Source organism: Streptomyces griseosporeus, from assembly GCF_014656055.1.
In the GTDB taxonomy this organism is placed as follows: domain Bacteria; phylum Actinomycetota; class Actinomycetes; order Streptomycetales; family Streptomycetaceae; genus Streptomyces; species Streptomyces griseosporeus.
This window is the reverse complement of record NZ_BNBR01000001.1, coordinates 265945-278257: the sequence shown is the minus strand read 5'-3', so window position 1 is coordinate 278257 and position 12313 is coordinate 265945. Positions and strand designations below refer to the sequence as shown.

Genomic DNA, 12313 nt, shown 5'->3' with positions numbered 1-12313 from the left:
GATCGTCACATCGTTGGCTGTCGCGTGTCGTTGACTGGCGAACGGGTGGGCGAGGAGAGAGCCGTTGCTCGGAGCCCACGCCGAAGCGGTCGTTGGCGAGCGTATGTGCGGGGCCGGACCACCTGTGGGTGGTGCTGTTTCGCCGAGTGGTGCCGCCGACCGAAGTGATACGCCCACAGGGTGGGGGCCAGCGCCGGGCAGGTGACCGTGAGGCCCTGGCAGCGATCATCTTCGTGGCGACGTCGGGCTGTACATGGCGGCCGCTTCCACCGGTGTTCGGCTCGAGCTGGCAGACGACCTACCGAAGGTTCGCCCAGTGGAACCGCGACCGGGTCTGGGCGAGGCTCCACCGCGTGATCCTCGACGAACTCGGAGTGCGAGGCGAGCTGGACTGGTCGCGGTGCGAGATCCATTCCCTGAGCCTGCGGGCCGCAAAGGGAGGCCACTGACGGGACCAATCCGACCGATCGCGGCAAGTTGGGATCGAAGATCTACCTGATCACGGACGGGAACGGGCTGCCGCTGTCCCTGGGTGTCTCCGGCGCGAACATGCACGACAGCCAGGGCCTGGAGCCCCTCGTGCGCGGCATCCCGCCCGTCCGGTCCCGCAGTGGGCCCCGGCGCCGCCGGCCCAAGAAACTGCACGCCGACAAGCGTTATGACTACGACTCCGTCGCTGGCTTCGCGGGTGCGGTATCCGCCACCGGATCGCTCGCAGGGGGCACGAGTCCTCCCAGCGGCTGGGCCGCCACCGCTGGGTGGTCGAGAGAACCGTGTCCTGGCTGGCCGGCTGCCGCCGCCTGCACCGCCGCTACGAACCCAAAGCCGAGCACTTCCTCGCGTTCGTTGCCATCGCCGCAGCCTTCATCGGGTATCGCCGTCTCAGCAGGTGAGCCTGGCCGCCGCGCAGATGCTGACCAGGCTCCCGTTGTCACCGGCGGCCCGTAAGGTGCGCTCACCATCTCGAAGGAGGAACTGCCATGGGATTCTCGGGTCACCTGGTCTTCGCTCGCAGGAACCGCCCCCTGCTGGAAGCTCCCGTCTTCGACAGCCTCGACGAAGAGCTGAAGGCAACCGTGCACACATGGGAGTCGCGATCGGGCGGCTGGCAGACGCTCCAGATCGATTTCGGGACATGGGACGACGCGGACCTGCCTGCCCTGGTTGAGTGGAGCAGTGCACCGGCCTGCGTCGCCGACGTCTCGGACAGTTCCCTCGCTCTCGTGACCGGGCTGGACACCACCGGACAGCGCTGGCAGGCGTGGCTCAACCTGGACATCGCCGCCAGGCTTCTGGCCGAGGAGCCCGAAGACCTCGAAGATCAACTCCTGTGGCTGGACACGCCAGAGTTCCACGAAGCCGTCAGACATAAGCGCGCCGAACTCGACGCCGAGATACCCACCGACGCCGAGGGCGCCGTTGCCTGGGCCGCAGCTGCTGGCGTCCTCGTCACGCCGAAGACAGCCAGGATTGAAGAGCTGCTTCGCTCACACGCGACCTTCGCAGAAGACCTCTTCAGCACGCTGCTCGACCAGCTGGGCTTTCCCCAGGCCACTCAACCCCTCACCTGAACCATAAGAAACGACGTCTTACTTGCCCAGGAACTCCGCCAACGCCGCCAGCAGCCGGTCGACGTCCCCCTGGTCGTTGTAGGGCGCGAGTCCGATGCGCAGACCGCCGGTGTCGCCGAGTCCCAGGTGGCGGGAGGCCTCGATGGCGTAGAAGTGGCCTGCGGGGGCGTGGATGTCGCGGGCGGCGAGGAAGCGGTAGGCGTCGGTGGTGTCGCGGTGCTCGAAGGTCAGCAGGAGGGTGGGGGTGCGGTCGGCCGCCCGGGAGTGGACGGTGACGCCCGGGAGCGCGGTCAGTTCCTTTTCGAGCCGTGTGCGCAGGGTGGCCTCGTGCGCTTCGAGTGCGGCGAAGGAGGCGACCAGGCGTTCGCGCCGGGTGCCGGCGGCGCTCGTATCGAGGCCGGCCAGGAAATCGACGGCGGCATGGGTACCGGCCAGCAATTCGTAGGGCAGGGTGCCCAGTTCGAAGCGCTCGGGTACCGCGTCGCTGGAAGGCAGCAGTTTGTCGGGGCGCAGGGTCTCCAGCAGCGCGGGCGGGGCCGCCAGGACGCCCTGGTGGGGGCCGAGGAACTTGTACGGCGAGCAGACGAAGAGGTCCGCCCCCAGCGCCGGCAGATCGACCAGCGTGTGCGCGGTGTAGTGGACGCCGTCGACGTGGACGAGGGCCCCGGCGTCGTGCGCCAGGCGGCAGATCTCGGCGATCGGGGGGCGGGTACCGATCAGGTTGGAGGCGGCGGTGACGGCGACGAGGCGGGTGCGGTCGGACAGGACGGCGCGGATGTCGTCGGCCGTCAGTTCCCCGGTGGCGGGATCGAACCCGGCCCAGCGCACGGTGGCGCCGGCCCGCTCCGCGGCCTGTACCCAGGGGCGGATGTTGGCGTCGTGGTCGAGGCGGGTGACGACGACCTCGTCGCCGGGGGCCCAGGAGGAGGCGAGGGTGCGCGCGATGTCGTAGGTGAGCTGGGTGGCGCTGCGCCCGAAGACGATGCCCGCCGGGTCCGCGCCCAGCAGGTCGCCCATGGCCTGGCGCGCACCGGTGACGATGGTCTCGGCGTTGCGTTCCCCCAGCGAGTACCGCCCCCGGTTGGACAGGGGCCGGGCCAGTGCGTCGGCGATCGCGTCGATGACCGGCTGCGGCGTTTGCGTGCCCCCGGGCCCGTCGAAATGGACGGTCCCGGCCGCGAGCGCGGGGAATCGGGAGCGCAGGGAGGCAATGTCGTACGTCAACTTCTCAGCTCCTGTCGTGGTGGGCCAGTGACCAGTGACTAGTGGCCAGCGATCCGTGGTCGGAGGCACGAGTCAACCCCATGGGCCGGGACGAGGCGAGAGCGCGTTCCCCCCTGATCAGCGCGCGAAACTCCTCGACCAGCCGTCCGGGTTCGTCCTGTACCGCACTCTGACGCTGACGGGGCCAGCGGAACGCGGTCCGCGGCTCGTGGCCTCGGCCGCCCTCCGCCGCGCCGCCTGACGGATGCGTCCGGACGTCAACGAGCCATTTTGCGGGCGGACGCGCCAATGCAGCGCTTGCATTTAATCGGCGTCTGCAAGTATTCTCTTCGTCTGTAAGGCGCGCTCGCATCCGCACGCGGCGCTCATGCGGGGCTGCTTCGGCCTCGCCCCCCACACCTTCGCAAAGGCACTTCTCATGTCGCTCAAGAACGTCCTTCCCGGTCGACTCGGCTTCGGCACCGCCCCGCTCGGCAACATGTTCCGCGCCATCCCCGACGACGAGGCCCGCGCCACCGTCGAGGCCGCCTGGGACAACGGCATCCGCTTCTACGACACCGCCCCCTTCTAGGGCGCCGGCCTGGCCGAGGAGCGCCTCGGGGAGGTACTCGCCGGCAAGCCGCGCGACGCGTTCGTCCTGTCCACGAAGGTCGGCCGCGTCATCCTCGACGAGCACGAGACGGACGTCCCGGACTTCGGGGAGAAGGGTGGCCTGTTCGAGCACGGCAACCCCAACAAGATCCTCCACGAGTGGACCGCCGAGGCCACCGAGCGCTCCATCGAGGGCAGCCTCAAGCGCCTGGGCACAGACCGGCTCGACATCGTCTGGGTCCACGACATCGCCCAGGACTTCCACGGTGACGCCTGGCTCGCCAAGTTCGAGGAGGCCCGCACCGGCGCCTTCCGCGTCCTGTCCCGGCTGCGCGACGAGGGCGTCATCAAGGCCTGGGGTCTCGGCGTCAACAGGACCGAGCCCATCGAGCTGACCCTCGCCCTCGATGAGCCGCAGCCCGACGGCTTCCTCCTCGCCGGCCGCTACACCCTCCTCGACCACGAGCACGCCATAACCCGCCTGCTCCCCATGGCCCAGGAACAGGGCGTCGACATGGTCGTCGGCGGCCCCTACAGCTCCGGCATCCTCGCCGGCGGCAGCCACTTCGAGTACCAGCAGGCCCCCGCCGAGATCATCGACCGCGTTGGGAAGCTGAAGGCGCTGGCCGAGCGGCACGGCGTGAGCATCAAGGCCGCCGCCCTGCAGTTCTCCCTCGCCCACCCGGCCTCCGCCGCCGTCATCCCCGGCGCCACCCGGCCCAGCCGCATCGCCGAGGACACCGCCGCCCTGAACGAGACGATCCCGGCCGCCTTCTGGACCGACCTGCGCGCCGCCGGCCTGGTCAGCCCGGCCGCCCCGCTCCCGCACAACGCCTGACCCCCCGCCCTCCATCTCCCCCCGCACAGAGCAGTAGGAGCACCACCATGGCTTCCACGTCCGTCTCCCGCGTCGTCCCCGCCTCCCCCCAGAAGGTCTGGAACCTCATCGGCGGCTTCGACGCCCTCCCGGACTGGCTCCCGTACATCCCGGAGAGCACCGCACTCGAAGGCGGCCGCGTCCGCCGCCTGACCAACCCCGACGGCGACGTCATCATCGAGCGCCTCGTCGCCTTCAGCGAGGCCGAGCGTCACTACAGCTACGCCATCATCGAAGCGCCGTTCCCCGTCGACGGCTACGTCTCCACCCTCCGCGTCCACACGGTCCCCGGCCGCGACGACCTCGCCGAGGTGCAGTGGTCCGGCCGCTTCCACCCCAAGGGCGCCACCGAGCAGGAGGTCGTCGACCTCTTCACCGGCATCTACGCCGACGGCCTCGACGCCCTGCACAAGACCCTCGCCGCCTGACACCGACGGCCCATCCGCTCGGCCCGGACACGCACCGCGTGCAGTCCAGCCAAACTGCACGCTGAGGGTCCTCCTGCAGCGTCGTGAACGACCCGGCGATTCCTCACGTATCTGACATAAAGGTCGATACCGAAAGGGATGAGCCAGATGGCGATCTCTGCACACACGGCCCGCAGGGCGCTCGGCACCGGGGCGGTCGCCTTCACGGCGGCCCTGGTCCTGGCGGCCTGCTCCAGCGGGGGTGGTGGCCAGTCAAAGAGCCCGAGCAGTTCCGCCGCGCAGGCCACGGGTTCGGGGACCCGGGTGACCGTCACCGAGACCGAGTACGGGCTGAAGCTGTCCCGGGCGTCCTTCACCCCCGGCACCTACACCTTCGTCGCCGACAACGCCGGGCACATCACGCACGCCCTGTCGATCGACGGTCCCGGCGTGGAGGACGCCAGGACCAAGAACATCCAGGGCGGCGAGATGGCGCCGCTGACGGTGACCCTCAAGAAGGGCAGCTACGACCTGTACTGCCCCGTGCCCGGGCACAAGGCGCTCGGCATGGACAAGCACATCCAGGTCGGCTGACGCCGTACGCGCCCCCGGCGCCATGCGAGGGCAGAGTTCCGGAGCAGCTGGCGGTGTCAGACGTCCTCGCGCACCGGAGCCAGGCGAAGGTGCGCTCGACCACCCACCGGTCGGTACGCAGTCCGGCACCTTGAGGTGGTGAGGCCTCAAGGGGCCCGCAACGACTGTGTCCGTGCTTCCCGCGCTTGCTCAGCGCTGGGGGACGGTGCCCTGACGGAAGGTCACGTTCGAGCTGTAGGAGAAGGCTCCGCCCGTGACGGTGTTGCCTGTGACGGCGACATCGCTCACTGGTGAGACGAAGCCGAACGTGTCCGCGACGACGCGTACCGCGTTGCGCTGTACCTGGGAGCTGCCCATGGTCACCGACACCTGGTTGTCGACGATGTCGACGCCCGCGATCGGGTTCGCCGCCACGGCGACCGGCGGCTGGTCGGTCGTTCTGGCAGTGAGCGAGCTGACGTAGATACCGCCGCAGCTGTCGTTGATCGTGTTGCCGCGGACGGTGATGTCCGTGGTGTTCATCGCGCCGATGGCGTCCCACTTGGCGCCGTCCACGGTGTTGCCCTCGATCAGTACGCGGGCGTGGATCCGACCGGCCTTGTCGCCGGCGGTGTGCGAGCCGACCAGCTTCGCCCAGGCCGGCTGGGAACCGGACGCGCCTGCGTAGTTGCGCAGGACCTGCACGTCCACGGTCGGCGTGCCGTCGGAGGCGCCGGCCCAGGTGTTCTTGTCCAGCGGCAGGTCGAGCTGGACGGCCTCGCCGTGCCACAGGCCCTGCGTCGGATCCTCGACCCAGCCCTTGAAGAAGCAGTCCCGCACCACGCCCCGGCGCACCGCGTTGAGCTCCACGGCGTGCCACCACTTGACGTTCCAGACCGTTACGCCTTCGACCTCGACGTCTTGGGTGTGCGTGAAGGTCAGCACGTTCATCGGCGGTGCCTTGTCGGCACGGGCGCGGACGTCGCCGGAGTCCTGCCAGACCCAGGCGGAGATGGGGTCCCACTCTCCGCCCTTCACCGCGATGTTGCCGGGCGCGGAGTAGCCGGTGGTGGCGGAGCTGGGGACGTGGTTGATCAGCATCGTGGCGGCCTTGGCGCCGCTGACGGCAGGAGCCGTGAACTGGCCCTGATTGTTGGTCTCGTAGGCAGGGGTGGGGGAGTGCGGGTTCGTCTGGTCCAGCGTGTACACCCTGCTGGTGGTGGGGAACTTGGCGACGAACCGGGCGCCGGTCGCGTCGAGGATCGTGTTGCCGCCGATGACCAGCGTGTTCAGCAGGGTGTAGGTCGGTACGCCTTCGTACCAGGCCTTGACGATGATCCGGCCCTTGCTGTCGACGCCGTGCGGCCCGACGATGCCGGCCGCCGCGTCGTCCAGCGCCTTGCGCAGGCTGACGACGTGTGCGGCCTCGCCGGTGACGGACGGATTGACGCCCGTCGTGGCCGCCGATGCCGGCGTAGCTGCTGCCGCGCTCCCGAGAGCGGTCGCGGCACCGATGACCACGCCTCCTCGCAGCAGCCCCCGGCGACTGATACCTGCCATGCCCGCCCCCACCTTTCGCGTCCCCGACCGTCTCGTCTGAACGGCCTTGCGAGCACTTTACGGGAGCATGACAGTAGGGCCTGTGCCCGCCTTCCGCGGTCGACGACGAAAGCCGCATGAAAGTCTTTGCGTCAACTTGCGCAAGACAGTGTCGGCCTTGCAGGAGTGTTCTCCCGGGAGGACGCGATCAGGTCCTTGACCAACTGACCAGGCCTGGATGATCCCTCCGCCGCCCGTCGTCGTGTCTTCAAGTTCTTAACGAAGCCCTCGAAGGGTCACGGGTCGAGCGGCCGAAATCAGTGCCTATCCGGGCAGGCGGAGCACCTTCCGTCACCCTCCGACTCCAAGCTGTGTTGGGATGTGCGCTGACGGCGGGCAGAACCCGCCGCCTTGCGTTCAGAAGGGAAACGAACATGCTTCTCATACGTCATCGGGTTCCGGCAGCCTGGCGCCCGGTCCTCATGCTCGCCGTGCTCATCGCCGGACTGCTCGTGGGCGCAACCCCCCATGCCCGGGCGGCCACGACGCAGGACACCTCCGTCACCTTCCGAGTGCAGGCCACCACCGAAGGCGAGACCCTGCTGGTCTCCGGCAGCGCTCCTCAGCTCGGGGCCTGGGACCCGGCGAAGGCCGTTCCCCTGGGCACCACGGCCAGCTCCTATCCGCAATGGACGGGCAGCGTTCAGCTGCCGGCCGGCACGACGGTGCAGTACAAGTACATTAAGCGCTCACCCGCCGGCACGGTGACCTGGGAGAGCACCCCCAACCGCACCCTGACCGTGTCCCCGGACACGCCCGTCAACGACGACCGCTGGAACGTCGTTCCGGTCGCGGCCACCTTCCACGCCACCGCCACCACCAGCTGGGGCCAGAACATCTACGTCACGGGCAACCTGCCCGACCTCGGCAACTGGGACCCGGCCAAGGCTCTGCCGCTGACCACCGGCACCACCACCTACCCGCTGTGGTCCGGCGGCCACCAGCTGCCGCCCAACACCACCGTGCAGTACAAGTACCTCAGGAAGAACGCCGACGGCACCGTCACCTGGGAGAACGGTGACAACCGCACCGTCGTCACCCCGCCCAGCGGCACACTGACACTCAACGACACCTGGCGCTGAGCCCGTTGGCACCGGGGCCGAGGGATATGGGACAGATACCCCTCGGCCCCGGCGCTTGCCAGTATGGCCCGCGCTCCGGCTGGGCCGGGCGCAGGGAGGGGATCAGTTGCGCCAGGTGTCGTTCAGCGTCACCTTGCCGTCGGCGGGGACGGTGGCCGTGCGGTTGGCGCCGCTTTCCCAGGTGACGTTGCCGGAGGCGTCCTTGCGGATGTACTTGTACTCGAAGGACGTGCCCGCGGGCAGCTTCACGTCGAGCTTCCACACCGGGTAGGCGGCAGGGTCCAGCTTGAGGGCGGCGGTCGGTGCCCAGTTGCCGAGAGCGGCCTGGTTGCCGACGACGTAGATGTTCTGGCCGGGGACGGTGGTGGCGTTGACCGCGAAGGACGCGCCGGGCTCGGTCGGCTGTACGGCACAGGGGTTGCCGGTGCCGATGGTGCCGTTCCTGACCGTGATATCGCCGGTGCCGAGGGCGTAGTCGGCGCCGTTGTTGTTGTCCCAGGTGCCGGAGCCGTTGTTGAAGGCCGCCTTCAGGCCGGTGGCGGAGCCGAGGGTGATGCTCTTCTTCACCCAGCCGGTGCACGCGCTCTGCATGGCGGCGCCGGGTGAGGTGGTCCAGGTGCCGCCGGTCGGGGCGTAATGGATGTTGTAGGCCGACCAGTTCTTGTCGGTGCTGTAGTAGACCGTGGCCGTGTTGTCGCCCGGCTTGTCCCCGACCATCGCGCCGATGTGCAGCGCCACGGCGTCGTTGCTGCCGATGGTGGCGGTGAACCTGCCGTCCGTGCCGACGGTGTACGTGGTGCCGGTGCAGCCGCCGCTCGTGGTCGGGTCTCCGTGCTGCACGTCGCAGTAGGTGCCGGCCGGGAGGGAGGTCTGGAAGGTCTGGGTGAGGGATGCGCCCTGGTGGTTGATGGCGACGAACGCCTTGCTACCGCGCCCGAAGGCCACGGCGTTGTCGCCGTTGTCCCACCAGTCGGTGAGGCCGGTGCCCTCGGAGACGTTGCGGAAGGCCACCATGTTGGCGATCTGGCGCCAGGCGTGCTGGCAGCTCCAGCCGTCGCTGTAACAGGCGGTTACCGTATGTCCGTTGGGGGCGCCGGCGTCCCGGTTGCTGAACTCGTACCCGGAGTGGACGGACGGGGTGCCGTACGGGTGGGCGAGCATGAACACGTGGGCCAGCGTGTAGGTCGCTCCGTCGCGGTAGCTCAGGCTGGAGCCGTTGCGCTCGGTGTCGTGGTTGGCGACCATGACGCCGCTCTGGCCGGAGGGCATGTAACCCCAGCCCTCACCGAAGTTCTTCAGGTAGGCCAGCTTCTCGCCGGTGAGGGTGCGCTTGAGGTCGGTGGTGTAGCGGAACTCCTGGACGTCGCCGGTGGCCAGGTACTCGTTCGGCGAGACGGCCTCGCCCGCGCCGTAGATGGCCTCCTGTATCCAGTTGACGTTCGGATTGGTGAGCTTGCCGCGGATGGCGGCGAGGTCGGTGGCGGCGATGTGCTTGACGGCGTCCATGCGGAAGCCGTCGACACCCAGCGACAGCAGGTCGTTGAGGTACCCGGCGATCTTCCCGCGGACGGATTCGCTGCCGGTGTCGAGGTCCGCGAGTGAGGGCTGTCCCGCCTCGCCGAGCTCGCATTCCTGCACGTTGTAGCGGTCTTTGTAGTCGGTGCCGATGGGTCGGCGGCAGCCGTGGAAGTCCGCGTCCGTGTAGGTGCCGGGGTAGTTGTACTTGCTGTACTGCGTGCCGGCGGTGCCGGTGCCCGAGCCGGACGTCATGTGGTTGAGCACGGCGTCCACGACGACCTTCACGCCGGCGCCGTGGCAGGTGTCGACCATGTTCCGGAAGGATTCGCGGTCGCCGAGCGGTCCCTGGATCTTGTAGCTGACCGGTTGGTACGCGGCCCACCACGCACTGCCCTGGATGCGCTCCTGCGGCGGCGAGACCTGCACGTATCCATAGCCCTTGGGGCCGAGGGCGCGCGTGCACTCGCGGGCGATCGAGTCGAAGTTCCACTCGAACAGGACGGCGGTGACCTTCTTCTCACCGTTGGCCGTCGGCGCCGCGGCCGCCTGCTGGGCGGGCGCGGTGAGTGCGGTGGCCAGACCGAGGATCAGGCCGGCGCCCGCCAGGGCGGCGGGTATTCGTCGTCGAGCAGGTGCGATCGGGCTCATGCGGGTGCTCCCAACGTGGAGGGGTGCGGGCCGGCAACGGCGTTACACAACCCTGCCGTTCCGCAAAACATTGCTGTAACTTTCAGCAAGCGTCAGAAAGTTAAGATCGCTACTGCACGACGTCAAGACTTTCGACACGGCGACTTCGGCCGGCGGACGTGTCGGGTCTTCGAGAGGGTCCGCCGTGCGGCCGGTCGCGAACTCCGCTTCGTTGCAGACCGATTGAGGCGCTGAGCTTGCCTTATGCCCTGGCCGGCGGGCCACGGGCGGCAGCCGCGGAGGCCGGCACTCAGGCAGCCCGACAGCCCGGCAGTCCGGCAGTCCGTGACGAAACCACTCGGGAAGCGACGGCACCGGTTGTCGGGAGCGCTGTCCTCGACGATCTCAGCTCCCCGTGCGGCCAGACCTTGTGGCGCCCCTGCCGCAGTCGGCATGCCTGCTTCGCCCGGCGACTCCAGCGTGGTTCCATGGAGTCCCACTCCCGTCCCGATGCGGCGATGCGCCGCCGGTCCAGCCGGCCTCGGGCCGGCGCTCCCGCGCCCGACGCCAGACCCGCGAGGCCAAGTCCCGCGCCGGTGGCGAAGAGGGCCGCCGCGAGGGCCGCCTCTGTCCGGGTGGGTGGCTCGGCGGCGCCGCGACCGGCTGCGTCCAGCCACACCTCGACGCGTGTGCCGGCCTTCGTGCCGGAGTCGACCAAGGTGCGTCCGAGGTGCGCGGTGCCGTCCGGGGCGCGCCGGCGGACCACCGCCGACACACGGTCACCTTCGACGGACGCCGTGCCCCGAGGGGCGTCGGCGAGCAGAACGGCGCCGGTCGGACGACGCTCGTCGCGCTACCGGGCGAGGACATCGCGGGTGGCCCGCGCGGTCAGGGTGCCCACCACGGCTCTTCCCACGACGATGACCGCCCACACGGCCAGGACGAGCCACGCCTTCAGGACGTCGTCGTGCCGCCTGAGCGGATTGGCACGTCAGCGGCCGAAAGGGCCGGTCGGCCCACGGACCGGGGTGGCAGGTCCTGGCGGGGAGCACGGGCCACGCAAGGTCCGTCGGCCGGGCACCAGGGGCCGACCGGCCCATGCGGCACCTCTGCGCCTCGACGACGCTGGAGGCATCGGGCCAATCCCACCAGACGGAGGAGAAGGATCGCCATGAAGGGTTACGTCTTCCACGGCCCCGGCCAGTCCTCCTGGGAGGACGTGCCGGATCCGGTCGTCAAAGAGCCGACGGACGCGGTGGTACGGGTGGACTGCGTCACCATCTGCGGGACCGATCTGCACATCCTCAAAGGCGACGTGCCCGAGGTGACCCCTGGTACCGTGCTGGGCCACGAGGCCGTCGGGACGGTCGTCGAGGCCGGCCCCGACGTGCGTACCGTCCGGCCGGGCGACCGGGTCCTCGTCTCCTGCATCACGGCCTGCGGGCGGTGCCACTACTGCCGCAGGGCGATGTACGGCCAGTGCCGGGGCGGAGGCGGCTGGATCCTGGGCCATCTGATCGACGGGACCCAGGCGGAGTACGTCCGCGTGCCGTTCGCCGATCTCTCCGTGCACCCGCTGCCCGAGACCCTCGCGGACCAGGACGCGGTGCTGCTCGCGGACATCTTCCCGACCGCCTACGAGGTGGGCGTCCTCAACGGACGCGTACGCCCCGGAGACACCGTCGCCGTCGTCGGCGCCGGCCCCATCGGGCTCGCCGCGATCGCCACGGCCCGGCTCTACTCGCCGGAGCGGATCATCGCCGTCGATCTGGCCGCCGCACGCCGCGAGGCGGCCCGGCGTCTGGGCGCCGACGCGGTCGCGGACCCGGCCGAAACCCCCGAAGAGCTGACAGCCGACCTGACCGGCGGACTGGGCGCCGACGTCGTCATCGAGGCGGTCGGCATCCCGGAGACCTTCGAACTGTGCACCCGCATGGTCCGGCCGGGCGGATGCGTGGCCAACGTGGGCGTGCACGGCAGGCCCGCCACGCTGCACCTCGAAGACCTCTGGATCAAGAACGTGACCATCACCACCGGCCTGGTCGACACCCACTCCACGCCCACCCTGCTCCGCATGGCGGCGGCGGGCCGGCTGCCCACACCGGAACTGGTCACCCACACCTTCCCGCTGGAGCGCATGGAAGAGGCGTACGACGTCTTCGGCCGGGCCGCCGAGACCGGCGCGCTCAAGGTGGCACTCGGCGCGCAACCCCACAAGGACCTGGCCGTCCGTGCGGCCTGAGA

General features: G+C 69.6%; 8 protein-coding genes and 3 pseudogenes. 7 read left to right on the top strand and 4 right to left on the bottom strand.

Annotated elements, in window-relative coordinates; all coding sequences use genetic code 11:
• Window positions 1-92 precede the first annotated feature (92 nt).
• Window positions 93-893: pseudogene (locus IE308_RS01150) on the top strand (IS5 family transposase).
• 87 nt (window positions 894-980) lie between these two features.
• Window positions 981-1571, top strand: coding sequence for a hypothetical protein (locus IE308_RS01145; protein ID WP_190216186.1), 591 nt, complete (start codon window positions 981-983; stop codon window positions 1569-1571).
• Between the two features lie 18 nt (window positions 1572-1589).
• Here the strand turns inward: IE308_RS01145 and IE308_RS01140 are convergent, their stop codons facing one another.
• Window positions 1590-2795, bottom strand: coding sequence for a cysteine desulfurase-like protein (locus IE308_RS01140; protein ID WP_190216185.1), 1206 nt, complete (start codon window positions 2793-2795; stop codon window positions 1590-1592).
• A gap of 418 nt (window positions 2796-3213) precedes the next feature.
• Here IE308_RS01140 and IE308_RS01135 point away from each other — a divergent pair.
• From IE308_RS01135 to IE308_RS01125, 3 genes and pseudogenes are all read left to right on the top strand, one after another.
• Window positions 3214-4224: pseudogene (locus tag IE308_RS01135) on the top strand (aldo/keto reductase).
• 47 nt (window positions 4225-4271) lie between these two features.
• Complete coding sequence (locus tag IE308_RS01130) at window positions 4272-4691, top strand: SRPBCC family protein (RefSeq protein ID WP_190216184.1); 420 nt, start codon at window positions 4272-4274, stop codon at window positions 4689-4691.
• 147 nt (window positions 4692-4838) lie between these two features.
• Window positions 4839-5264, top strand: a complete 426-nt coding sequence (locus IE308_RS01125) for a plastocyanin/azurin family copper-binding protein (RefSeq protein ID WP_204359486.1) — start codon at window positions 4839-4841, stop codon at window positions 5262-5264.
• A 189-nt stretch (window positions 5265-5453) separates the two neighbouring features.
• On the opposite strand, the gene IE308_RS01120 is transcribed toward IE308_RS01125, so the two are convergent.
• Window positions 5454-6803, bottom strand: a complete 1350-nt coding sequence (locus IE308_RS01120; RefSeq protein ID WP_190216183.1) for a right-handed parallel beta-helix repeat-containing protein — start codon at window positions 6801-6803, stop codon at window positions 5454-5456.
• Window positions 6804-7216: 413 nt separating this feature from the next.
• On the opposite strand from IE308_RS01120, the gene IE308_RS01115 reads away from it, so the two are divergent.
• Window positions 7217-7924, top strand: coding sequence for a CBM20 domain-containing protein (locus IE308_RS01115; RefSeq protein WP_190216182.1), 708 nt, complete (start codon window positions 7217-7219; stop codon window positions 7922-7924).
• Window positions 7925-8026: 102 nt separating this feature from the next.
• Here IE308_RS01115 and IE308_RS01110 read toward each other — a convergent pair whose 3' ends face one another.
• Window positions 8027-10090 (bottom strand): carbohydrate binding domain-containing protein, encoded by a 2064-nt coding sequence (locus IE308_RS01110; protein WP_190216181.1) that lies wholly within the window; start codon window positions 10088-10090, stop codon window positions 8027-8029.
• Window positions 10091-10379: 289 nt separating this feature from the next.
• Window positions 10380-10910: pseudogene (locus IE308_RS37570) on the bottom strand (Rv1733c family protein); the annotation flags it as partial.
• 330 nt (window positions 10911-11240) lie between these two features.
• Here IE308_RS37570 and IE308_RS01105 point away from each other — a divergent pair.
• On the top strand, window positions 11241-12311 hold the full coding sequence (locus tag IE308_RS01105; protein WP_190216180.1) for a zinc-dependent alcohol dehydrogenase family protein: 1071 nt from the start codon (window positions 11241-11243) through the stop codon (window positions 12309-12311).
• The last annotated feature ends 2 nt before the right edge of the window (window positions 12312-12313 follow it).